28 protein-coding genes are annotated in these 22,305 nt (G+C 66.1%); 16 read left to right on the forward strand and 12 right to left on the reverse strand.

Annotated elements, in window-relative coordinates:
- Positions 1-65 precede the first annotated feature (65 nt).
- The gene (locus ASD14_RS12050; RefSeq protein ID WP_056134012.1) at positions 66-851 is read right to left on the reverse strand and encodes an NRDE family protein; all 786 of its coding nucleotides are present in this window, start codon (positions 849-851) and stop codon (positions 66-68) included.
- Between the two features lie 59 nt (positions 852-910).
- Here ASD14_RS12050 and ASD14_RS12055 point away from each other — a divergent pair, with 59 nt between their 5' ends.
- Complete coding sequence (locus tag ASD14_RS12055; protein ID WP_056134016.1) at positions 911-1,195, forward strand: DUF4031 domain-containing protein; 285 nt, start codon at positions 911-913, stop codon at positions 1,193-1,195.
- 10 nt (positions 1,196-1,205) lie between these two features.
- Here the strand turns inward: ASD14_RS12055 and ASD14_RS16120 are convergent, their stop codons facing one another.
- Positions 1,206-1,637 (reverse strand): Lrp/AsnC family transcriptional regulator, encoded by a 432-nt coding sequence (locus ASD14_RS16120; RefSeq protein WP_056134019.1) that lies wholly within the window; start codon positions 1,635-1,637, stop codon positions 1,206-1,208.
- A gap of 120 nt (positions 1,638-1,757) precedes the next feature.
- Here ASD14_RS16120 and ASD14_RS16125 point away from each other — a divergent pair, with 120 nt between their 5' ends.
- From ASD14_RS16125 to ASD14_RS12075, 3 genes are all read left to right on the forward strand, one after another.
- Positions 1,758-2,342: a cysteine hydrolase family protein gene (locus ASD14_RS16125; protein WP_056134021.1), complete on the forward strand. Its 585-nt coding sequence runs from the start codon at positions 1,758-1,760 to the stop codon at positions 2,340-2,342.
- Between the two features lie 77 nt (positions 2,343-2,419).
- A complete protein-coding gene (locus ASD14_RS12070) occupies positions 2,420-2,674 on the forward strand; it encodes a DUF3297 family protein (RefSeq protein WP_056134447.1) in 255 nt (84 codons plus the stop codon).
- 102 nt (positions 2,675-2,776) lie between these two features.
- The gene (locus tag ASD14_RS12075; protein ID WP_304438272.1) at positions 2,777-4,030 is read left to right on the forward strand and encodes a PilT/PilU family type 4a pilus ATPase; all 1,254 of its coding nucleotides are present in this window, start codon (positions 2,777-2,779) and stop codon (positions 4,028-4,030) included.
- Between the two features lie 76 nt (positions 4,031-4,106).
- Here the strand turns inward: ASD14_RS12075 and ASD14_RS12080 are convergent, their stop codons facing one another.
- The 3 genes from ASD14_RS12080 to ASD14_RS12090 form a co-directional block, all read right to left on the reverse strand.
- On the reverse strand, positions 4,107-4,868 hold the full coding sequence (locus tag ASD14_RS12080) for an ABC transporter permease (protein ID WP_056134024.1): 762 nt from the start codon (positions 4,866-4,868) through the stop codon (positions 4,107-4,109).
- A gap of 229 nt (positions 4,869-5,097) precedes the next feature.
- Positions 5,098-6,033, reverse strand: a complete 936-nt coding sequence (locus ASD14_RS12085) for an ABC transporter ATP-binding protein (RefSeq protein ID WP_157475383.1) — start codon at positions 6,031-6,033, stop codon at positions 5,098-5,100.
- Between the two features lie 70 nt (positions 6,034-6,103).
- On the reverse strand, positions 6,104-6,373 hold the full coding sequence (locus ASD14_RS12090; protein WP_056134028.1) for a DUF2798 domain-containing protein: 270 nt from the start codon (positions 6,371-6,373) through the stop codon (positions 6,104-6,106).
- A gap of 293 nt (positions 6,374-6,666) precedes the next feature.
- On the opposite strand from ASD14_RS12090, the gene ASD14_RS12095 reads away from it, so the two are divergent.
- Together ASD14_RS12095 and ASD14_RS12100 are read left to right on the forward strand one after the other, a co-directional pair.
- Positions 6,667-6,981, forward strand: a complete 315-nt coding sequence (locus ASD14_RS12095) for an RcnB family protein (RefSeq protein WP_056134031.1) — start codon at positions 6,667-6,669, stop codon at positions 6,979-6,981.
- 51 nt (positions 6,982-7,032) lie between these two features.
- Positions 7,033-7,395: an RcnB family protein gene (locus ASD14_RS12100; RefSeq protein WP_056134034.1), complete on the forward strand. Its 363-nt coding sequence runs from the start codon at positions 7,033-7,035 to the stop codon at positions 7,393-7,395.
- Between the two features lie 67 nt (positions 7,396-7,462).
- On the opposite strand, the gene ASD14_RS12105 is transcribed toward ASD14_RS12100, so the two are convergent.
- On the reverse strand, positions 7,463-7,885 hold the full coding sequence (locus tag ASD14_RS12105) for a PepSY domain-containing protein (protein WP_056134037.1): 423 nt from the start codon (positions 7,883-7,885) through the stop codon (positions 7,463-7,465).
- 203 nt (positions 7,886-8,088) lie between these two features.
- Between ASD14_RS12105 and ASD14_RS12110 the strand changes: the two genes are divergently transcribed.
- Positions 8,089-8,631: a hypothetical protein gene (locus ASD14_RS12110; RefSeq protein WP_157475342.1), complete on the forward strand. Its 543-nt coding sequence runs from the start codon at positions 8,089-8,091 to the stop codon at positions 8,629-8,631.
- Between the two features lie 75 nt (positions 8,632-8,706).
- Here the strand turns inward: ASD14_RS12110 and ASD14_RS12115 are convergent, their stop codons facing one another.
- Positions 8,707-9,213 carry a DUF1993 domain-containing protein gene (locus ASD14_RS12115; RefSeq protein ID WP_056134040.1) on the reverse strand — a complete coding sequence of 169 codons (507 nt, stop codon included), beginning with the start codon at positions 9,211-9,213 and terminating at the stop codon, positions 8,707-8,709.
- 271 nt (positions 9,214-9,484) lie between these two features.
- Here ASD14_RS12115 and ASD14_RS12120 point away from each other — a divergent pair, with 271 nt between their 5' ends.
- Positions 9,485-10,051, forward strand: a complete 567-nt coding sequence (locus tag ASD14_RS12120; RefSeq protein ID WP_056134042.1) for a DUF3016 domain-containing protein — start codon at positions 9,485-9,487, stop codon at positions 10,049-10,051.
- A 107-nt stretch (positions 10,052-10,158) separates the two neighbouring features.
- A complete protein-coding gene (locus ASD14_RS12125; RefSeq protein WP_056134045.1) occupies positions 10,159-10,365 on the forward strand; it encodes a hypothetical protein in 207 nt (68 codons plus the stop codon).
- A 171-nt stretch (positions 10,366-10,536) separates the two neighbouring features.
- Here the strand turns inward: ASD14_RS12125 and ASD14_RS16615 are convergent, their stop codons facing one another.
- From ASD14_RS16615 to ASD14_RS12145, 4 genes are all read right to left on the reverse strand, one after another.
- Entirely contained in the window at positions 10,537-10,779 is a 243-nt protein-coding gene (locus ASD14_RS16615; RefSeq protein WP_056134048.1) for a hypothetical protein, read from the reverse strand.
- A 155-nt stretch (positions 10,780-10,934) separates the two neighbouring features.
- Positions 10,935-11,447: an EF-hand domain-containing protein gene (locus tag ASD14_RS12135; protein WP_162247706.1), complete on the reverse strand. Its 513-nt coding sequence runs from the start codon at positions 11,445-11,447 to the stop codon at positions 10,935-10,937.
- 166 nt (positions 11,448-11,613) lie between these two features.
- Positions 11,614-12,873 carry an aminopeptidase gene (locus ASD14_RS12140; protein ID WP_056134054.1) on the reverse strand — a complete coding sequence of 420 codons (1,260 nt, stop codon included), beginning with the start codon at positions 12,871-12,873 and terminating at the stop codon, positions 11,614-11,616.
- Between the two features lie 222 nt (positions 12,874-13,095).
- Positions 13,096-14,766: a M28 family metallopeptidase gene (locus ASD14_RS12145; RefSeq protein WP_056134057.1), complete on the reverse strand. Its 1,671-nt coding sequence runs from the start codon at positions 14,764-14,766 to the stop codon at positions 13,096-13,098.
- Between the two features lie 271 nt (positions 14,767-15,037).
- On the opposite strand from ASD14_RS12145, the gene ASD14_RS12150 reads away from it, so the two are divergent.
- The 7 genes from ASD14_RS12150 to ASD14_RS12180 all read left to right on the forward strand — a co-directional run bounded on the left by ASD14_RS12150 (position 15,038) and on the right by ASD14_RS12180 (position 21,238).
- Positions 15,038-15,862 carry a phytanoyl-CoA dioxygenase family protein gene (locus tag ASD14_RS12150; RefSeq protein ID WP_056134060.1) on the forward strand — a complete coding sequence of 275 codons (825 nt, stop codon included), beginning with the start codon at positions 15,038-15,040 and terminating at the stop codon, positions 15,860-15,862.
- On the forward strand, positions 15,859-16,980 hold the full coding sequence (locus tag ASD14_RS12155) for an alcohol dehydrogenase catalytic domain-containing protein (protein WP_200947064.1): 1,122 nt from the start codon (positions 15,859-15,861) through the stop codon (positions 16,978-16,980). The genes ASD14_RS12150 and ASD14_RS12155 overlap by 4 nt, the downstream gene beginning before the upstream one ends.
- Positions 16,977-17,819 (forward strand): alpha/beta hydrolase-fold protein, encoded by an 843-nt coding sequence (locus ASD14_RS12160; RefSeq protein WP_056134062.1) that lies wholly within the window; start codon positions 16,977-16,979, stop codon positions 17,817-17,819. The genes ASD14_RS12155 and ASD14_RS12160 overlap by 4 nt, the downstream gene beginning before the upstream one ends.
- A complete protein-coding gene (locus ASD14_RS12165; RefSeq protein ID WP_235565401.1) occupies positions 17,816-19,408 on the forward strand; it encodes an alpha-amylase family glycosyl hydrolase in 1,593 nt (530 codons plus the stop codon). Before ASD14_RS12160 ends, ASD14_RS12165 begins: the two co-directional genes overlap by 4 nt.
- A gap of 112 nt (positions 19,409-19,520) precedes the next feature.
- Entirely contained in the window at positions 19,521-20,405 is an 885-nt protein-coding gene (locus ASD14_RS12170; RefSeq protein ID WP_056134065.1) for an AraC family transcriptional regulator, read from the forward strand.
- Positions 20,406-20,479: 74 nt separating this feature from the next.
- A complete protein-coding gene (locus tag ASD14_RS12175; RefSeq protein WP_056134067.1) occupies positions 20,480-20,719 on the forward strand; it encodes a hypothetical protein in 240 nt (79 codons plus the stop codon).
- Between the two features lie 159 nt (positions 20,720-20,878).
- The gene (locus ASD14_RS12180) at positions 20,879-21,238 is read left to right on the forward strand and encodes a hypothetical protein (RefSeq protein WP_056134071.1); all 360 of its coding nucleotides are present in this window, start codon (positions 20,879-20,881) and stop codon (positions 21,236-21,238) included.
- Positions 21,239-21,254: 16 nt separating this feature from the next.
- Here the strand turns inward: ASD14_RS12180 and ltaE are convergent, their stop codons facing one another.
- Positions 21,255-22,268 (reverse strand): low-specificity L-threonine aldolase, encoded by a 1,014-nt coding sequence (ltaE, locus tag ASD14_RS12185; RefSeq protein WP_056134074.1) that lies wholly within the window; start codon positions 22,266-22,268, stop codon positions 21,255-21,257.
- Between the last annotated feature and the right edge of the window lie 37 nt (positions 22,269-22,305).

Raw genomic sequence — 22,305 nt, forward strand, 5'->3', positions numbered from 1 at the left:
CGCCCTGTCCTTCTCCTTGCAGGCGGAGGGAGATGCGTTCGACGGCTGGGTTTCCACGTGGTCGCTCATGACCGCGACAGGCGCATGAAACTCTCGCCTCGCGGCACGCCACTGGGCCCGAAGCGCCGCTCGGCGAACACGATCGCATCGGCTTCGACCAGCACCACCGTGCTGCAGCGCGTGCCATAGCGTTCGCCGCGCACGAAGGGCGGCGACAGCCACCGCTCCATTTCCAGGCCAATGCCGGTGTCCGGCAACGCATCGTCCGGCGCGGGCAGCGTGTCGCCCAGCGCGGCGAACAGCGGTTCGAGTGAAGACGCATCGACCTCGCGCGAGGATGCCGGCGATTCCAGCCATGTCCGCAGCGCGCGCGTCGCATGCCCGCTTTTCGGCCAGGCCGCATCGAACGCGCCGTTCGACATCGCGTGGATGCCCGGGCACACCGGCTGCGATGCGACGTCCGCATGGTTGGTCGCGAACACCAGCGATTCGCCGTCCCAGGTGAGCAGGTTATAGCGGCCGTGTTCCTTCGCGATGGGCGCGAGCCGCGCAGCGAACGCCACCGCATCCACATCGCCACGCACGAAATCGCGAACCAGCGCGCCACGGGAACGCGGCGAGGTTTCAGGTTGCGACCCGTCGCGCACGTTCGTCACCGCCGCCAACCGGCCACGCGTGGATACCTGCAGCCAGCTGCCGCCCGCCTGCAGGTCGCGGCCGCCATATACCGTCGGCGATTCAGGGTCGAACCCCGCAGGTACCGCGGGACGCCCGTGGAATTCGTCGCGATTGGCGATCAGCGCCAGCGTGTAGCGGGGATGGTCTTTCCAGGAGATTGCAATCAGGCACATGCGCGGATCATAGGCCGCCTGACGCGCTGCATTCGTGCAGGCGATGGCACACTGTGGGCATGACGGTCTATGTCGACGATGCCGTGCATCCCTGGCGCGGCCAGCGCTGGGCGCACCTGATGGCGGACACGCTCGAGGAACTGCACGCGATGGCGGCGCGACTGGACATTCCGCGCCGCGCCTTCCAGAACAAGACCAGCGGTGCGCATTACGACGTTCCCGCCGCTCTGCGCGAGCGTGCGATCACGCTCGGCGCGGTGGCGATTTCGCGACACCGCGAGCGTGACCTGGTGAAGGCGGTGATCGCACGGGCCAAGGCGCAGGGCCGCGGCGAGATGCCGTGAATGCGCCGCGTCAGCGTTGCAGCAACGTGCGCAGCACCGGCAATGTGGTGACATCGTCGATACCCTTGAAGGCGGCGATCGCCTCGCGCACGTCCGACAGCATCGAAGGCGTCTCGGCCTGCACCAGCACCAGCATGTCGGTGTCGCCGGCGACGCTGTGGCAGGCCTGCACCTGCGGCAGCGCGCCCAGTTGCGGCATCACGTCATCGCAGCTGAAGCCTTCCGCGTAGCGCAGCAGCAACCACGCCCGCAGCGGCTCGCCGGCGCTTCCCAGGCGCACGGTGTACTGCGCGATCACGCCGCTGGCTTCCAGCCGCGCCAGCCGTTCCTGCACCGTGCTGCGCGACAGGCCGACCGCCTTGGCCAGCTGCACGGCGGACAGCCGGGCGTTGTCCTGCAGCAGGGCGATGAGCTTGCGGTCGATGTCGTCGGGCGTCTTCATGCCGCGATTATCCCCTTCCCGTTCCCCGGCGGATCGCAGGCACCGCCGGCGTTCTGCCGGGTTGAGACCGGCGGACACGCGTTCGCATAGTGCGGTTTTCTTCCACGCACCGGACTTCGCATGCAACTCGATCCCCGCACCGCCCTCATTCCCATCGACGCGCAGCAGGCCTTCGACCATGCGCCGTGGCCGCCGCGCAACAATCCGGCGATGGAAGCCAACGGCCTGCGCCTGCTCGACGCCTGGCGGGCCAGCGGCCGCCCGCTGCTCCATGTGAAGCACGATTCCCTGGTGCCCGGCTCGACCCTCGCCGTCTCGCACCCCGGCAATGCGTTTCGCTCCGGCTTCGAACCGCAGGGCGACGAGCCGCTGGTGCGCAAGTCGGTCAACGCCGCCTTCATCGGTACCGACCTCGACCTGCGCCTGCGCCGGCTCGGCATCACCAGCGTGGTGCTGTTCGGGATCAGCACCGACATGTGCGTGTCGACCACCGCGCGCGTCGCCGCCAACCTCGGCTATCGCACGATCGTCGTGAGCGATGCCTGCTTCTGCTTCGACCAGCCCGACGGCGAAGGCGGCGTCATCCCGGCCGAACAGATCCAGCGTGCGCACCTGGCCACGCTGCGGGCGGAATTCGCCGAGATCGTCGACACCGATGCGGTGATCGCCCTGCTCCGGCAGGACGCGCGCGCACGCGCTGCATGAGGCCGGCATGCGGCCGTGCGGCAACCGCAACGACGGGCGCCTACAATGCGCCCTCGTTTCCCAACCGCATGACCGCCATGTCCGATACGCCGCCCGACCGCCTGTCCAACGACCCGCGCAGCAAGTTCTACGACGAAGCCCTGCTCGAACGCGGCATCGGCGTGCGCTTCAACGGAGTGGAGCGACACAACGTCGAGGAATACTGCCTCAGCGAAGGCTGGGTGAAACTGCCGGTCGGCAAGGCGCTCGACCGTCGCGGCCAGCCGATGACGATGAAGGTGAAGGGCACGGTCGAGGTGTGGTTCCTGACGGGTTCATCCGAGCAGGCTTGATCGAATCAGGCATTTTCGCGGGAGCGTGACCGCCTCCGCTTCCGCCATCGCATTCCGTACCTAGACTGCCCGCCCCGGGTGACGGGGACACGGGGGCGATCGGTGCTGAACGAGGAACAGGCGAAGGACTACATGCACAAGCTGCTGGCGGCGATGGCCAAGGCCGGCGGCTCCGACCTGTTCATCGCGCATGACTTCCCGCCGAGCATGAAGGCACACGGCGCGATGACGCCGCTGACCCAGCAGAAGCTCACCGGCGAAGTCACCGCCCTGCTCGCGCGTTCGCTGATGAACGAGAAGCAGCGCGCCGAGTTCGCCACCGACCTGGAATGCAACTTCGCCATCGTCGTGCCGGGCGTGTCGCGCTTCCGCGTCAATGTGTTCGTGCAGCAGGGCAACGTCGGCATGGTGCTGCGCACGATCGCCGCGGAGATCCCGAACTTCGAGAAGCTGCGCCTGCCCGAGGTGCTGAAGTCTGTGGTGATGGAAAAGCGCGGACTCGTGCTCGTCGTTGGCGGCACCGGTTCGGGCAAGTCGACCTCGCTGGCGGCGATGATCGACCATCGCAACCGCACCTCCGCCGGCCACATCATCACGGTCGAAGACCCGGTCGAGTACGCGCACGTTTCGCAGAAGTCGCTGGTGACGCACCGCGAGGTCGGCGTCGACACGCATTCGTGGCACCACGCGCTGAAGAACACGCTGCGTCAGGCGCCCGACGTGATCCTGGTCGGCGAGATCCGCGACGCCGAGACGATGGAGCACGCGATCTCCTTCGCCGAAACCGGCCATCTGTGCCTGTCGACGCTGCATGCCAACAGCGCGTCGCAGACGATGGAGCGCATCATCAACTTCTTCCCGGAAGAGCGCCGCACGCAGCTGCTGATGGACCTGTCGGCCAACCTGCGCGCGATCGTCTCGCAGCGCCTGATCCGCACCGAGGACGGCAAAGGCCGCGTCGCCGCGATCGAGATCCTGCTCAACACGCCGACCATCGCCGAGAAGATCTTCAAGGGCGAGTTCAACGAGCTGAAGGAAGTGATGAACAAGTCGCGCGAGCTCGGTATGCGCACGTTCGACTGGGCGCTGTTCGAGCTCTACAACGACGGGCACATCTCGTACGAGGAAGCGATCCGCAATGCAGACTCGGCCAACGAGTTGCGGCTGAACATCAAGCTGAAGAGCAAGCGCGGCGAGCCGGCATCGGCAGCCGCGACCTCGCTTTCGCTGCACCAGGAGCCGACGCCGGAGGAAGTCGAGGCACTGCGGCAGGAAGAGCTGCGCAAGCAGCAGGCGAAGCGCGATGCGCTCGAACTGGAACGGCTGCAGGCGGCGAAGCGGACGGGAACCGGCTGACCCACGCCTCCTGCGCGATGTCCGCCCGACGAAGAGCAGAAGCGTTTCGCGCCTGGCGGCGCTGTCAGCAATGGCCTCAGGCCTTGAGCTTGTAGCCCGTTCGGAAAATCCACGCGATCAGCACGATGCACAGCGCAAGGAAACCGAAGATCGCCGCGGTGCTCACCGCGATGTTCACGTCGCTGACACCGTAGAAGCTCCAGCGCATCCCGCTGATCAGGTACACCACCGGATTGAACAGCGCGAGCTTCTGCCACACCGGCGGCAACATGCTGATCGAATAGAACGCGCCGCCGAGGAAGGTGAGCGGCGTCAGCACCAGCAGCGGGATCACCTGCAGCTTCTGGAAGCTGTCGGCCCAGATGCCGATGATGAAGCCGAACAGGCTGAAGCTCAGTGCTGTGAGGACGAGGAAGCAGCCCATCCAGAACGGATGCACGATCTCGTACGGCACGAAGAAGCGCGCGGTGATCAGGATCAGGGTGCCCAGCATCAGCGACTTGGTCGCAGCGGCGCCCACGTAACCGAACAGGATTTCGGTGGTGGATACCGGCGCCGACAATAGTTCGTAGATCGTGCCCGACCACTTCGGCAGGTAGATTCCGAAGGATGCGTTCGACACGCTTTCGTTGAGCAGCGACAACATCACCAGGCCGGGAATGATGAAGGCACCGTAGCCGACGCCGTCGACGTCGCCCATGCGCGAGCCGATCGCCGCGCCGAAGACGATGAAATACAGCGAGGTCGACAACACCGGCGAGAGGATCGACTCCAGCAGCGTGCGGAAGGTGCGCGCCATTTCGAAGCGGTAGATGGCGCGGATGGCGTGAGTGTTCATGGGTTTGTCCACCTCGCGCCGCCGTGCCAGGGCGCGTTTTCGCCTTTGCTGTTGCTCGTCATCCCTGCGAAAGCAGGGATCCAGTGTCTTGGGCTTTTGACCGGCCAATCTTTAGAAGCAAAGACAGAAGCGAAGTCACTGGATGACCGGACATCCGTCCGTGGAACAGACGCCTGCTTTCGCAGGAATGACGAGAAAAAAAACGGGCGATTCGGGATGCTTACATAACTCATGCCCGCCCCCCATTGCCGTGCACCAGGCTGACAAAAATCTCCTCCAGCGAACTCTCGCTGGAATGGAGGTCCCTGAAGTCGATGCCCTGCTCGTTGAGGCGGCGCATCAGCGTCGCGATGCCGGTCTGCTCCCGCTGCGTGTCAAAGGTGTAGACCAGGGCATGGCCCTCGTCTGCCAGTTCGAGCGCGAAGTCGGACAGCGGCGCCGGTACTTCCGTGAGCGGCTCCTGCAATTGCAGCGTGAGCTGCTTCTTGCCCAGCTTGCGCATCAGCACGTGCTTGTCCTCGACCACGATCAGTTCACCGTTGCTGATGACGCCGATGCGATCGGCCATCTCCTCGGCTTCCTCGATGTAGTGCGTGGTCAGGATGATGGTGACGCCGCTTTCGCGCAGCGCGCGCACCATCTGCCACATGTCACGGCGCAGCTCGACGTCGACGCCGGCGGTGGGTTCGTCGAGGAACAGGATCTGCGGCTCGTGCGCCAGCGCCTTGGCGATCAGCACGCGCCGCTTCATGCCGCCGGAGAGCGTCATGATCTTCGCGTCCTTCTTCTCCCACAGCGACAGGTCGCGCAGCACCTTCTCGAGATAGGCCGGATCAGGCGCCTTGCCGAACAGGCCGCGGCTGAAGCTCACCGTCGCCCACACCGTTTCGAACGCGTCGGTCGACAGCTCCTGCGGCACCAGTCCGATCTTCGCCCGCGCCGCCCGGTACTCGCGCACGATGTCGTGGCCGTCGGCGAGCACGGTGCCGGTGCTGGCGTTGACGATGCCGCAGACGATGCTGATCAGCGTGGTCTTGCCGGCGCCGTTCGGGCCGAGCAGCGCGAAGATCTCGCCGCGACGGATGTCGAGGTCGACATGCTTGAGCGCAACGTGGCCGGACGCATAGGTCTTGCTCACGTCGCGAACGGAGATCACTGCATCCACGCGGGGCGATTCCATCGGGGCGACCGGGGCATCGTAATCGACGACTGGTGCGAGACCGTGCTGCACGGCATCAGCCCATTTCGCCGAGCCGGCGCGCGGCGTCGGCATCGCGCGCCGTACGCGTGAGCCTGGCCAGCAGGGCGCGCAGCGCGGGGACTGCGACCCAGGCCACCGGCAGCGCGATAAGGAACGCGAGGCCCCAGTTACCCAACCAGGCCCGCAGCAGGCCCGGAGCGAGCCCGTGGTGGATCGTGGTCATCGCGAAGCTGATCACCGCGGACATCACCGTGACCATCGAGGGGACAAAAGCGAATTGCGCCTGGCGCGGTGTCAGCAACATGGCGGCGTCTCGTACGGGGGATGGTGCATAGGCTAGGTGCGGCATGATGGCCTGATAAGCCGGAAATGGAGGGACGAATCGTCCCGTCGACGGGGCAATCGACCGCCGCGCCGCAAGCAACGGGCGCCGGCTTCATCCGGGTCTGCATGAATGCGAGGCAACATCGCCCCGCTGAAATGGCGATGGCGATCAAGATTCGCGAACTTGCCGTTGAACCCGGCTCCCGTGTCCCCGCGCGCCGGCCCTACCATCGCGCCACACGCACCACCACGGATCAAAGAGGGGGATACACCATGAAGAAGCACCTGCTGCTCGCAGTCTCGCTGGCCCTGCTGTCGCTGTCGTCCGTCGCCATTGCCAAGGGCAAGGGTCATGGCCACGGCCATGGCGGGCACGGCGATCATCCGCCGGGCAATCATTACGGCTGGCACAAGGGCGAGCGCATCGACGTCGTCTACATGCAACCGCGCTACTACGTCGAGGACTACCGCGTGTACCACCTCGCCCCGCCGCCGCCGGGCCACCGCTGGGTGCGCCATCCGGACGGCCGCATGATCCTGGTCGCCGTGGCCACCGGCATCATCGCGGACATCCTGCTGCACCACTGAGCCAGCATGCAGGCGACGCCGTGTTCGCGTCGTCTGCTTTGGGGAATCAACATGAGACGCCTGATCCTTGCCGCTTCGCTCGCCTCGCTGATCCTGACCGCAACGACGGCCCTGGCTGACGACCACGACCGCGGTGACCGCCATCACCACCGCTACGACGATGGCGACGATGATGACGACGACGACGATGCTGGTTATTACGGCGAGCGCAGGCACTGGAAACACCGCGACTACCATCGCGGCGACCGCATCGAAGTGGTGTACCTGGAGCCGCGCTATTACGTGGACGACTACGAGTACTACCACCTGCGCCAGCCACCGCGCGGGCATCGCTGGGTACGCGACGAGGACGGCCGCTTCATCCTCGTGGCAGTCGCCACCGGCATCATCGCGGATATCCTGCTGCACCACTGATCGCGCGATCAGTCATAACCAAAAGCCCCGCAACTGCGGGGCTTTTGGTTTGCGTTGCAGCCGGACCTCAGTCCTTTTCCTTGCCCATCACCTTGCCGGTCTTCGGATCGATCTTCAGCTCGACGTCCTTGCCTGCCGGATCATCGGCTTCGGCATTCCAGATACCGTCTTCGTAGTCGACGTCGTGGACGTTGGTGTAACCGGCCGCGGCGAGCTTCGCGCGCACATCGGCTTCGCCGAGGTTGGCGACCTGCTCGTCGGGGAACACTTCACCCGTCGCCGCATCGATGCGTACATCGACGCGATTGCCGTCGGCGCTGCGCGCGTCGGCCTTCCACACGCCGTCCTCGAACTTCAGGTCGTTGACCTTGGTATAGCCCTGCGATTCCAGCTTCGCCCGCACCTGCGCCTGCGTGAGTCCTGCCTGCGCCAGCGCGACGCCGCCGAGGCTGGCCAGCACCGCGCCCAACACCAGGGATTTGAGCTTCATTCGTGAACTCCTGCCGTGGGGAAGGTTGCAGTCTTTGCAGGGGTTTGCGAATCGCTGGTGAATTCCGCCTTGTCGGAGTCATCGCGGGTTGGGCAATGTCGAAGCCGCGTTACGGTTCACCCGATCGGGTGGTGCGCGGCCTACGGCCCGTGATTCGCACGAGAATGCACGACGAGGGAGCCCGAAACCCACAGGAGTCCGCGATGACCAGATCGATATGGGCGTTCGTCCTGATACTGAGCAGCGCATCCGCCGCTGCCCTAGCTGCTGGCGACAACGCCGATCAGAACATCATCGCCAGTGCGATGCAGGCGGCACCCGCGAAAGTTGCGGCGAACGCCACCGTGGTGGTGATGGACAAGGGCGGCATGCGTACCGTGCGTGCAGGCAACAACGGCTTCACCTGCATGCCCGACAACCCGGCCACGCCCGGTCCGGACCCGATGTGCATGGATGCGGCGGCGATGGCCTGGGCGAATGCCTGGATGGCGCACCAGACGCCACCAGCGAAAGTCGGGTTCATGTACATGCTGGCCGGCGGTACCGATGCGAGCAACACCGACCCCTATGCGCAGAAGCCCACGAAGGAAAATCATTGGGTGGAGACCGGTTCGCACGTGATGGTGGTCGGCGCTGACGCGGCGTTCTACGACATGTATCCGAAGGCCGCCGAGCCCGACACCTCGGTGCCCTATGTGATGTGGCCGGGCACGCCGTACCAGCACCTGATGATTCCGGTGAAATGAACAGTTGAAGCGATCGGGTGTTCCGTGGCCGGCGAGGACCCGCCATGGAACACCCGCGTCTCACGCGATTCCGCGTTATTCCTTGCCGAGGAAGTCGTTCTTGCCGATCGCCGCACCGGCCTGACGCACCAGTGCATAAGCGGTGGTCACGTGGAAGTACACATTGGGCAGCACGTACGCGAGCAGGTAGGTCTTGCCGTCGAACTTCAGTTCGCCGGCGCGGCTCTTGAACGAGACCTCGCGCTGCTCGCTGCCTTCGAACTGTTCCGGCGTGAACGTCTCCAGGTGCGCGATTGCGCTGGCGATGCGCGCGTGCAGCTGCTCGAACGTGGTTTCGTTGTCCTCCACGCTGCGCGGCTCCTGGCCGGTCAGGCGCGAGGCCCCGCGGGTAGCCATGTCGGTGGCGATCTGCACCTGCCGCACCAGCGGCAGCATGTCGAAGATCAGGCGCGACTGCAGCAGCACTTCGGGCTCCACGCCCTTGTCGCGCGCATGCGCCTCGCCCTTGGCGAGGACCTTGTCGAGGTTGCGCAGGGTGCGCACGAACACGGGGATGGACGCGTCGTACATGGAAAGGGACATGGCAGCTCCGGTGGCGATAAGAAAGAAGCGCAGGTTATCTCCTGATGCCGCGGGCGATTAGCCCGGAATTCCGGGACGGCGCATCCCGGCTGGCGCTCCAAACCGACACCGGTGGCCGCGTCCCCGCCTGGCGTGCCCGCGAACTGAATGGATGCCGGCACATCCGCCGCGCCCGCTTCAACTGCCCGGCCGACGGGAGGACAATCGGCTTACGGGCGGCACGGTCGCGCCGCCGCGATCCGGACATCGCTCCGGACATCGGGAGTCCACCATGAAACCGTCACTCGCCCTCTCCCTGTTGCTGCTCACCGGCGCGCTCGGGTTCCACGATGCCTCGGCACGCGTCCGCAACGTCACCGATCCCGATGCGCCGCGCAGCCTGCCCGAACAGGGTCCTGTCAGCGTGCGCTGGCAGGATCCGGCGCAATTCTCCGAGATACGCTACAGCCACAACCGCTACGAATCGAAGCGCGGCGACTGGGTGGAAAGGCTTGCGCAGCACGTGCGCAAGTACGCGACGCCGCGCCTCGCGCCCGGCGAGCGGCTGGACATCGACATCACCGACATCGAACTGGCTGGCGACTACGAGCCGTGGCGCGGCATCGAGTTCCAGGACACGCGTTTCATCCGCGAGATCTACCCGCCGCGCATCACCCTCAACTTCACCCGCACCGGCCCCAATGGCGAAGTGATCGCGCAGGGCGAACGCAAGCTCGTCGATCACGGCTTCATGATGGGCTCGGGTACCGCGGGGTTGGGAAGCGATTCGCTGCGTTACGAGAAAGCGATGCTGCAGCAGTGGCTCGCGCGCGAACTGCCGAAACCACAGCAGCGTTGAAGCAGCCGACGTGACGATCCGGTTAGCGGATCGTCACGTCGTCGTGTGCCCGTGATAACGCCGCTCTTCCCAGCATGTGTGCCACGAATCGCTAACGGGAACACGCCATGGGCACGAACAAACATGCCGCCGATCGCGTCAAGACCGATCACGTCACGCCTCCTCCGGGCCACGATCACCTCACCGACCAGAGCCATGCGTTGAAGGCGGGCAAGCGCGGCGCTACCCCGCGCAAATCGGTGGTCCACAAGGAAGCACCGACGCGTGATGAAGGGCGCGACGATCGCCGCACCGGCAGCGACAAGCGGCACTGACGCGCAGCTGACAGCAGTCGTCTCCCGCGAGTGAATGCGCGAAGGTTTAAACGACATGCCCGCGCAGCGCTTTTGCACAGCGCGAACGCTGGCCAACCATGGACGTTGCCGTTCAAACCGCTTATGTCATTGGATTTTCGAAATGACGAGCGAGAACGAATTGTTTCAGGTCTAGCCCTTCGGCGCGGGCGGCACCGGATCATGCGCAGGAGGCTGCACGGGTTCGGGCGCGTCGGGTACCGGCGCTTCAGGCGGTGGTATTTCCGGCTTCGGAATCGGTTGCACCGGCACTTCGCGCCGGGGCGGCTGTGGCGCAGGCGAATCCGGACCGGGTTTGCCGGGTTGTGCGTCGGGCTGCTCGGGCGGCGGTGTCGGCGACTCGGGTTTGCCGGGAACGGGAGGCGTGACCTGCATCTGCGTTCTCACCTCACGAACAACACGCGCGTGAGCGACATGCGGCAAGCACGCCGATCGCGTCGGCTTGCCGCCATGGCCATCGGCAGCATCGAGGGGCCGTACGGACCCGCGCTCGACGTGCCGATGCATTTCAGTGCCACCACTTTCTATTTCTATGGCGTCTTTTCGGCGCCCTTCTTTTCCGGCTTCATCATCGCGTGACCCGCCGCCATCTCCTGGCGGGACAGGCTGCCGTTTCCATCGGCGTCCATCTGCGAGAACATCGCCTGCGCGCCGCTGTCGTGTTCGGACGCGGACAGCACGCCGTCGCCGTTGGTATCCATCTTCGCTATCTTGTCGGCCGACGACATTTCATGGCCCATGGAGTGGTCGTCCATCGCGGCGTCGTTGGAGGTCATGCCGCTCTTCGCGGTTGCCTTCTTCCGGTCATGCTTCGCATCCATTTCCGCGGCGGTTACGTTCCCGTCGCCGTTCGCATCCATCTCGCTGAACATCTTGGTGACCGCGGCGGCGTGCTCGCTGGCCGAGACCATGCCGTCGCCGTTTGCATCCATCATCTTGAATTTGTCGCCAGCGTCGTTGTTGGCCCAGGCTGCCGCGGCCATCAGCGAGCATGCGGCCGCTGCCATGGTCATCGCCGTTCGACGTTGCATCGTGCGTTTCATGCGGATCCTCCAGTTGGTCGCGTCGCTGCGCGGGATTTCCCCGGCGCGCAGCATGCGCCGCGCACGGTTAGCGCATTGTCAGCGGCCGTTGTTTCCTGAATGCGCATATCGCGGCAACGCCGTCCGGTTATACGGGACGGTGTTGCCGCCGCGCGCGGCCGCAGCGCTACAGCTTGAGCGTGCCGCCCTCGATGATGGGTTTCGCATCCAGCGTCACCGTGCTCCCCGGCAACGAAAGCACCAGGCCGTACGGGATCGAGTTGTCACCGCCGGCCCACAGGTTTATGCCGGTGCCCACGGTGACCGAACCGGCCGGAACCCAGGTGCCGATGCTGCTGTTCGCCGGCAGCTTCACGTTGGGGTTGATGCCGAAGTCGACGAAGCCCAGTTCGTTCTTGCGCGCATCATCGACCGCGTCGTATTCGGCCTTGAGGCCGGCGAAGCCGGGGCCTTCACCCGACAACGCCGTGACCTTGCCGCCCGACACGGTCAGGGTGAGGTTGTTCACTTCCTTGCCGCGGTAGTAGGTGCGGCTCTGCACCACCTTGCCTTCCGCCGTGCCGGCGACGGGCGTGGTGTAGACCTCGCCCGCGGGCAGGTACACCGACGCGGCCGCTGCGCCTGCCTTGCGGTCTTCGGCACTCACCACGCCATCGCTGACCAGCACCGGCCGGCCCTTCACGCTGACCGTGAGGTCGGTGCCGTTCGGATTGGTGATGTGCAATTCGCTGCCGGCCGCGATCGATGCCTTCACCTGTTCGCCGCGCGCCTGCAGGTCGGCGTAATCGATGTTGACGCCATTCCAGAACGTCTTCGCAAGATCGTCCTCGCTCATTGCATAGCGCTGCGCGCGCCACGCGGTCGGATACAGATTGTTGCCGACCTCGACCGTACGCACGCGACGCAGGAATTTCTGCACGACGGCTTCATCGGCCTTGCCGCGCGCCGCCATGCGTTTGGGATCCGCACCTTCGAAGAGGTTCTCGCTGGTGCCATTGCCGAGCGCGATGTTCACATCGACGATGTCCGCGAGCTTGCTGCTGGCGGTGTCGACCTGCGCGTCGTACTTCTCGGGCACGTCGAAGAACAGGCGCTTGCTCAGGCGGTCGCTGCTATAGGTCACCAATGGAAAGCCGCCAGCCTTGCGTACGTTGACGGCGATGTTTTCCAGCAGCTCGGCATCGCTCGGTTGTCCGGAGATGAGCACGACTTCGCCTTCCTGCACGGCGGCGCTCTGCGACACCAGGCGTTGGGCGAGCTGCTCGAGATCGGTGTAGCTGGTTTTGGCCGTGGCGGTAGCGGGCGTGGCGGCATCCGCGGCGGTCGCAGGAGCAGCGGTTGCCCCGGGAGCCGCGGATTTCTGGCACGAAGCAAGGGCGGCAACAATGGCGACCGCCAACGCGGTCGCAAGGATCGACTGTTTCATGGCATCGGTTTCCGGAGAAGCCCTCGCGGGCGAAGCACTCCAGCGAACGTGGCCCGATCGCTGCTTCGGTCACCTTTCATCGGCCTCTTCAGCGCTTGCCTTGCAAGTCCGCACTGCGCCAGCGGAAAGCATCGGCAACTCACCCGATCGGGTGAGGCACTTGGGTGCATGCAAAGAAAAAGCCCCGCATGCGCGGGGCTTTTTGCTGGTGCGCCGAAGCCGTTACTTGCGCTCGGCCGCACTCGCATCGCGCGCCGCACGGAACTCCGAATCCGCGGCCCAGTTCGGCCACTGCTTCGAATTCGCCAGGTCGCTGCCCAGCGTGTAGAGGATCTGCAGGTCGCGCGCCATGCCGGTGAACGACCAGTCGGCTTCCCACTCATCCGCGGGCTGGTGGTAGCGATCGTCGACATACGCCTCTTCCATCTTCCGGCCGGCTTCCACGCCGCCTTCGACGAGGTCGTTGCCGGAACCGAACGAGATCGCCGGCACGCCGCGCTTGGCGAAGGGAAAGTGATCGGAGCGGAAGAAGTGGCCGGCTTCCGGCTTCGGATCGGGCGAATACGCCACGTTCCACTTCGCCGCGGTGGCGACGAGCTGATCGATCAGGTCGAGCTTCGCGCTGCCGGAGATGTTGAAGTTGCGCGCAGGGCCATGCGGGTCGAGCGCATCGGTGTTGATCACGCCGACCGTCTTGCCGAGCGGATACAGCGGCCTGGACGCGTAGTACTCGGAACCGAGCAGTCCCTTCTCCTCGGCGGTGACCGCGAGGAAGACGACCGAACGCTCCGGCTTCTTCTTTGCGTTGGCAAACGCGCGGCCCATTTCGATCAGCGCGGCGGTGCCGGTCGCGTTGTCGACGGCGCCGTTGTAGATCGTGTCGCCTTCCGCATCGGGCTGGCCGACGCCGAGGTGGTCCCAGTGCGCGCTGTAGATCACGTATTCGTCGGGACGCTTGCTGCCCTTCACCACGCCGGCGACGTTCTGCGAAGTGATCACCTTCGAGTCCACGTCGTAGTCGGCGTTGAAGCTGGCCTTGAGGTCGACGGGCTTGAAGTCGCGCGTCTGCGCCTGCTTCTTCAGTGCGTCGAAGTCGAGTCCGGCCTGCTTGAACAGTTCGACCGCGAGGTCGCGCTGGATCCAGCCTTCCATCGGCGCGTGCACGGCCTTGGGATCGTCGCGCACCACGTCGAACATGGTGTTGGTGTTGGAATTCTTCACCGTCGCCCAGCCGTACGAGGCCGGATCGGTTTCATGCACGATCAGCAGGCCGGCGGCGCCCTGGCGCGCGGCTTCCTCATACTTGTACGTCCAGCGGCCGTAGTAGGTCATCGCCTTGCCGCCGAAGTCGCCTTGCCCGGTTTCGAAATCCGGATCGTTGATCAGCACGACCGCGACCTTGCCCTTGAGGTCGATCCCCTTGAAGTCGTCCCAGTTGCGTTCCGGCGCCTTCACGCCATAACCGAGGAACACCAGCGGCGCGTCCTTGATGCTGACGTGCTTGTCGCCGTTGAGCGCGGCGCGCACCGCGATCTGTTCGCCTTGCGTCAACGCTTGCGTTTTATTGCCTGCCTTCACCGCAAGCTGCGGCGTGCCGGTGATTTCCGCGCGCAGCAGCGGTACCGCCTGCGTCCACGTGCGCTGGCCATCCCTGGTGTCGCCACCGGGCTGCAGTCCCGCCGCCTTCATCTGCGCGGTCAGGTATTCGATGGTCTTCGTCTCGCCTGCGGTGGCGGGGCCGCGGCCTTCGAATTCGTCCGACGACAACACCTTCACTTCTTCGGACAGGCGTTTGGGATCGAACGTCGGCGCCTTCGGCGGCGCTGCGAACGCCGTCGACAACGCGGCGGCAACGGAGAGGGACAACAGGGAAGCGGCGACTGGCTTGTTCATGCGTAAAACCCGTGAAGGACAGCGGGCGTCGATGGTAGCAGCGGGACTGGAGAGGCAAGAGGATGACTTGTGGCATAGCCGACAGGCTTCGGGGGCTCGATCGACGCAGGCGGGAGCACCGCCGCAGGCGCAGGTCATGAATCCGACAGTTTTTCCACCGAATCGGACAACTGCCGCGGATGTGGCGCGCCGCTGCCGCGACCTACCATGCGGCTCAAGCAGCATCGCCGCGAGGACGTCGCGCTGCAGGCATGCACTTCCGGAGATCCGCATGACGATCGACCTCGACCGCCCCTATCCGCTGACGGACGCGCAGGTGGCGCAGTTCCGCCACGACGGCTTCATCAAGTTGAAGAACGTGTTCAACGCGGACGAACTTCGCCATTACGGCGAGGAGATCACCCGCCTGACCATCGCGCTCAACACGCAGACGCTGCCGCTGGAAGAGCGCAGCACCTACGACCGCGCCTTCCTGCAGGTGATGAACCTGTGGGAGCACGGCGAACGCACGCGCGAATTCGTGTTCGGCCGGCGCCTGGCGGGACTGGCGGCCGCGCTGCTCAAAGTGGAGGGCGTGCGCCTGTACCACGACCAGTCGCTGTACAAGGAACCCGGCGGCGGCATCACGCCGGCACATGCCGACCAGTACTACTGGCCGGTCGACAGCGATCGCACCATCACCGCGTGGGTACCGCTGCAGGCGGTACCGCAGGAAATGGGGCCGCTCGCGTTCTTCAGCGGCAGCCAAGGCGTGGAGTTCGGCCGCGAATTGCAGATTTCCGACGAGAGCGAGCGCCTGATCACCGCGAATATGGAAGCGCACGGATTTCCGGTCGTGGACGCGCCGTTTGCGCTGGGCGAAGTCAGCTTCCATCTCGGCTGGACTTTCCATCGCGCCGGGCCGAACCGTTCGACCCAACCGCGTGCGGTGATGACCGTGATCTACATGGACCGCGACATGCGCCTGAAGGCGCCGAGCAACGACATGCAGCGCGCCGACTGGGAACGCTGGTGCCCGGGCGCGCAAATCGGCGAGATCATCGACACGCCGAAGAATCCGGTGCTGTTCGAAACCGCGGTGCGCGTCGCCGCGTGAGCAGCGCGTCGCCACGCGTGCTCAGCGGACCGGCCGCGATTGCCGATGGCCGCGGTGGCTTCGTGATCGACACCATCGACGTCGATCCGCCCGCGGCGGGCGAAGTGCGGGTGACGCTGGCGGCGGCCGGCGTGTGCCACACCGACCACGCTTCGCTGCGTTGGCCGGGCGCGCTCGTGCTGGGCCACGAAGGCGCGGGCTACGTCGAATCGGTCGGCGCCGGCGTGCAGGGCCTCGAACCCGGGCAGCCCGTGCTGCTCAATTGGGCGATCCCGTGCGGCCATTGCTTCCAGTGCGAACGCGATGCGCAGGCGCTGTGCGAACGGACCCACGAACTCGATCCCGCGCGCTTCGGCACCAGCCGCGCGCATGCGGGCGGCACGCGCTGGCGCGGTGATGCGATCGAGCGCTCCTTCCATCTCGGCACGTTCGCGCACTACACGCTGGTGCGCGCCGAGGCGGTGACGCCGCTGCCCGCGTCGCTCGCGCTCGATGACGCCTGCATCCTCGGTTGCGCGGTGATGACCGGCGTCGGTTCGGCGGTGAACATCGCGCGCGTGCAACCCGGCGACTCGGTCGCGGTGCTCGGCTGTGGCGGCGTCGGCCTCAATGTCGTGCAGGGCGCGCGGCTCGCCGGCGCGACTACGATCATCGCCATCGATCGCGTGCCGGCGCACCTGCAACGTGCGCGCGAACTCGGCGCAACGCATGTCTTGCAGGCAGGCGATGATGGCGATGAAGCCATCATCGCCGCGGTGCGGGCGCTGAGCGATGGCCGCGGTGTCGACCACGCCTTCGAAGCCACCGGCGTGGCCGCCCTCGCCTTCCTGCCGCTGCGGCTGGTGCGCAACGGCGGCAACGCGCTGCAGGTCAGCGGCGCGCATGGCACCGGGGCCCTGGAACTTCCGCAGCTGTTCTGGAACAAGCAGTACCTCGCGCCGCTGTACGGCGGGTGCGTGCCGGCGCGCGACTTCCCGCGCCTGTTCGGCTGGATCGCCGAAGGCCGCCTCGAACTCGCTTCGCTGGTGAGCCACCGCTATCGGCTGGACGCATTGGCGGACGCCTTCGCCGACATGCTCGAGGGCCGCAGCAGCAAGGGCGTGCTGCAGATCGCATGACCGCATCGAACCCCTTTCGCACGCTCGAATGTTCCGATCCCGCGATCGCGATGGACGGGCTGCAATTCGCGACGGTGAAGAGCCGCGCGCTGCGCCAGCGCGCCGACGTCACCCTGTTCGTACCGCCGCAGGCGCGCGGCATCACCGACCTGCCCATCGTGATCCTGCTGCACGGCGTGTACGGCTCGCACTGGGCATGGGCACTCAAGGGCGGCGCGCACCTCACCACCGCGCGACTGATCGCCGAAGGCACGCTGCCGCCGGTCGCGCTGGCAATGCCTTCCGATGGCCTGTGGGGCGACGGTTCGGGATACCTCGCGCATGCCGCGCAGGATTTCGAGCGCTGGATCGCCGACGAAATACCGCAGCTCGCCATCGAAGCCATCGACGGATGCACGCAGGCGTCGCCGCTGCTCATTGCCGGGCTCAGCATGGGCGGCTTCGGCGCATTGCGCATCGCGGGGAAATATCCACACCGCTTCAGCGCCGCCGCCGCGCATTCGGCAATCACCGACATCGCACAGCTTGATGCGCTGATCGAGGAACGACGCGCGCACTGGGGCGATGCAGAAACCGAGGCATCGCTGCTCGCCGCCCTTGCGCAGGCGACCGGTCCGCTGCCGCCGTTGCGCTTCGACTGTGGCCGCGACGATCCGTATTTCGATGCCAACGCCGCATTGCACGATGGGCTGCTGCGGGCCGGCATCGCCCATGAATTCGAGCCGCGCGACGGCGGCCACGACTGGCCGTACTGGTCATCCGCACTGGCCGGCACGCTGCGCTTTTTCGGCGCGGTGCTGCGCGGCGACATCCAACGCAATGAGGAAAGGCGCGCATGAAGCTGATGACGAAGCTGGCGAAACTGGCCGTGCCGATCGCACTGGCGATCTCTGGCACCGCCGCGTTGCCTAGCGAAGCCGCGACCGCGACTCCTGCACCCGCACGCGCGAAAGCGGGCGAGGAAGTTTTCTATCACGTCTTCCTGCGCAGCTTCCGCGACTCGAACGGCGACCGTATCGGCGACCTGCCCGGGCTCACCGCGAAACTCGATTACCTGAAGCAGCTCGGCATCACCTCGATCCTGCTCACGCCGCTGCAGCCATCGCCGTACTACCACAACTACTTCGCCACCGAGTTCAAGGCGATCGAGCCCGAATACGGCACGATGGACGACTACTTCGCCTTCGTCCGCGCCGCGCACGCGCGCGGGCTGAAGGTGTATCTCGACCAGGAATTCCAGTACGTCGCCGAAGGCCATCCGTGGCTGGAGGAGTCGCTCGACCGCGCCGACGCGCCGCATGCGAAATACCTGCTGTGGCGAAAACCGGACCACTCCGAAGCCGAGCCCTTCCTCAACCAGGCACGCTGGGAGGGCTACGACGGCCGCCGGATCGCGATCGCGATGGTCGACATGAACCAGCCCGCGGTGCAGCGCTACTTCCAAGACCTGCTGCTGTACTGGGTCGATCCGCACGGCGACGGCAGCGGCCGCGATGGCGTCGACGGCCTGCGCATCGACCACATGATGGACGACGTCGACAACAAGGGCCTGGCAAAGGATCTCTTCGCGAAGTTCTGGACGCCGACGTTCAGGACGTTGAAGACGCGTCGCCCCGGGCTGCGCATCATCGCCGAGCAGTACGACTGGGGTTTTGGCGAGGACTGGCTGACCCGCGGCAACGCCGACCTCGTGTTCGCCTTCCCGATGCGCGGCGCGTTGACCAAACTCGACAAGGCGCAGCTGGTCAAGGCGGTGCGCGAGACCGAGGCGAAGACGCCGGCCGGCAAGGGCCAGATCGTGTTCCTTGAAAACCACGACACCGACCGTTTCATGTCGCTGGCCAGGGATCCTGCGCGCGCACGCGCCGGTGCCGCACTGGCGCTGCTGCTCAAGGGCGAGCCGCTGATCTATTACGGGCAGGAGCTGGGCATGCGGGGCATCGCGCGCCAGGGAACGATGTCGGATGCCGCGCACATTCCGCTGCGCGAAGCCTTTCGCTGGGACGCCGATCTCAACGCCGATGGCTCGGCGATCTGGTATCGCCGCGACGACGCGCCGTTCTGGACCGAACGTTACAACCGTTCCAACGATGGCGTGTCGGTGGAAGAGGAAGCCGCCGCCGGTTCCCTGCTCGCGTGGTACCGCGAACTGCTGTCGTTGCGGAGCACGCGTCCGGAACTTCGCCATGGTGACCAGCGCCTGCTCTGCGACAGCGACCCGGACCTGATGTGCGTGTTGCGCGAGGACGGCGCGCGACGCAGCCTGCTGCTGGTCAACCTGGGCGACAAACCCGCGACCCCCTTGCTGGATTCCGCGCTCGCGGGCGCGCGCTGGATCGACCTGCTCGGCGCTGCTCCGCACGCGCGCGTCGATCCGACGCGACTGAACCTGCCACCGATGGCGGTCCGCGTCATCGGCTCGCCGTGATCGGGCAGCGAGCCTGCACGAAGGCGGGCCGCGTGGCTGGCTCGGCCACCTGATCCACGCGTGCGACAGGCTGGACACTACGGGAGCCGCATTTCGGGCCAGAATCCGCACGATGGCCGTACCCTTCATCGAACGCCCGCTCTGCGAACCGGTGGAACTGCGCCCGGGTACTTCGCTGCGCATCGAGCGCGTCCGCCAGGATGCGCATGCCGCCGCGACCGAACCATTCCCGCATTTCCACGATGTGCACGAGCTCGTGCTGTTCGGGCAGGTGCAGGGCGACTTCTTCACCGAAGGCTGGCGGTATCCGCTGTCGCCCGGCTGCATCGCGTTCGTGCCGTCGATGCGCCAGCATGATTTCGCGCTCGCACCCGGATCACGTGACTGGGTGCTGGTGCAGGTCGATGCGGTCGCCAGCGAAACGCTGCTGCGATCGCCGGGCCTGGAACGCCTTGCGCGTGGTTTCTGCGCGCTACCCGAGCGCCGGCTCCGGCAACGCATCGCCACGCTCGCCAACTGGCTGACGGAACTGGATGGCACCGATCCGGCCGCGGTGCCGCTGGTGGAATTGCTGTTGCGTGCCGCCGCACAGGCACCGCAGCTTGAGGGCGAGCGTGTTGCCGGCGATCCCGACACGCTCAATCGCCTGCGCCCCGCGATCGAACGGCTTCGCCGCAATCCGGCCGACGCGCCTTCCGCCGAGGCCGCCGCCGCACTGTGCGCGTTGGCGCCGGCGTACTTCAGCCGCCGTTTCAAGCAGCAGATCGGCCTGAGCTGGAGCGAGTACGTGCGCACGCATCGCCTGCACCTGGCCAGCCAGCGCCTGCTCGCGAGCGACGAGCCGATCGTCGACATCGCGTATGGCCTGGGTTTCTCCACGCCATCGCATTTCGGCGAAGTGTTCCATCAACGCTTCGGCCTTACCCCGCGGGAGTACCGGCTCAGCGCACGGCGGCGGGCAGGAGATGCGATGCCGCCCGCTGATCGCACCGGCTGATCGCACTCGCTGTTTCACTGTCCATGAACGAAGCGCTGCCTAGCTTGGAGCGCGGTTCCAGCGGAGTAAGTTTCATGGAATTGCGTCCGAACACGGCTTATCCCAAAAGCGATCCGCGCTACCACACCGCCAACGTGCTCGCGGCGCTGGACGACCTGATCCGGCACCTGCGCGAGGACACGCGCGAGTTCGACGACCCCAAGGCCCAGGCGTTGTTCGAGACCAGTGCCGAAGTGCTCGGCGGCCTGCGCACCGCGTTCGAGCATTACGACAGCGGAGCGGAAGTGGCGATGCGCGAACCGCGCGGGCACTAGCATTTTCGTCACGCCGTCATCGCGCGGGCATTCCGTCCCGCCCACATTGCTGAGCCGCAAACGACTGTAAAAGCGTTCTTGCCTGCGACTTCACGGCGGCCGATGCATTCGGCCATCTAGGCTGCCGGCGTCGGCCAACGGTCGGTGTGGAGCAGGACAATGCGCAGGTATGGATTGGTTCTCGCAGTGATTGCGCTGCTGACACCTTCGCTGTCGAACTCGCAGGTCCAGCATGCGAATGACGTCTCCGGCACTCGCGCTTCAACCAGTGATGGTGCAGTCGCGGCGGACACCGATCCGCTGGTGCCGAAGACGACGAACGAACGCCGTAGCCTGATGGGCATGGTGATGGACGTTCTGATCGCGTCGGCGGAACAGCAGTCGGCGCGCCAGCAGGCTTCGCGCCAGCCGGGCGGAGCGAATGCGAAAGCCGCGCCGGCAGCGACCCCGCCCGCGCCGGCGGTGTCGCCGTCCGATCTCTCGACCCGCGAACAGATTGCCGTCGAATCGAAGCCCTGAGTGCGGCGTCGGACGGCTACGCGGCAAACTGCCGCAGTGCGTCGATCGTCCGGCGAACGCCTTCGTCATCGACGTCCAGGTGCGTGACCAGGCGGATGCGCGGCGTGTAGCCGATCGACAACCGGATCGATGCCGCGTCCATCGCCTGTTTCAGCGCCGCCAGCCGCTCCTGCGGGACATCGACGAACACCATGTTGGTGTGCTGCGCGGCGACACTCAGGCCTGGGAGGCCCCGCAATCCTTGTGCGAGCGCCTGTGCCCGGCGATGGTCGTCGGCCAGGCGCGCGACGTGGTGATCCAGCGCGTGGATGCACGCCGCCGCAAGCATCCCCGCCTGGCGCATGCCGCCGCCAGCAACCTTGCGCCAGCGCGTCGCTTCGTCGATCAGCGCGCGCGTGCCGAGCAGCACCGAGCCCACCGGCGCACCGAGTCCCTTCGACAGGCACACCGACACGCTGTGGAAGTGGCGCGTGACCTCGCGCGCCGGCACGCCATCGGCGACGGCCGCGTTGAACAGGCGCGCGCCATCGAGGTGCAGCAACAGCCCCTGCCGATCGCAGAGCGCACGCGCGTCGCGCAGGTAGTCGCGGGGCAGCACGCGACCGTGCCAGGTGTCCTCCAGGCACAGCAGCCGTGTGCGTGCGAAGTGCGGATCGCGCGGCTTGATGACCTGCTCGACCACGTCCAGCGGCAACGTGCCGTCCCCTGCATGCAGCACGGGTTGCGGCTGGATCGAACCGAACACCGCCGCGCCACCGCCTTCGTACTTGTAGGTGTGCGCGTCCATGCCGACGATGTATTCGTCGCCGCGCTGGCAATGCGACAACAACGCGAGCAGGTTGGCCTGCGTGCCGCTGGGCGCGAACAGTCCGGCCTCGAAGCCGAGTTCATCCGCGAGGCGCTGCTGCAGCGCGTTCACCGTCGGATCCTCGCCGTACACGTCGTCGCCCACTTCGGCACGAAGCATCGCTTCGCGCATGGCCGCGGTGGGACGCGTGACGGTGTCGCTGCGCAGGTCGATCAGGTTCATGGCTGGTCAGGCGGGCCCAAAACGCAAGCATAGTCGA

The organism is Lysobacter sp. Root494 (assembly GCF_001427225.1).
Taxonomy (GTDB): Bacteria; Pseudomonadota; Gammaproteobacteria; order Xanthomonadales; family Xanthomonadaceae; genus Agrilutibacter.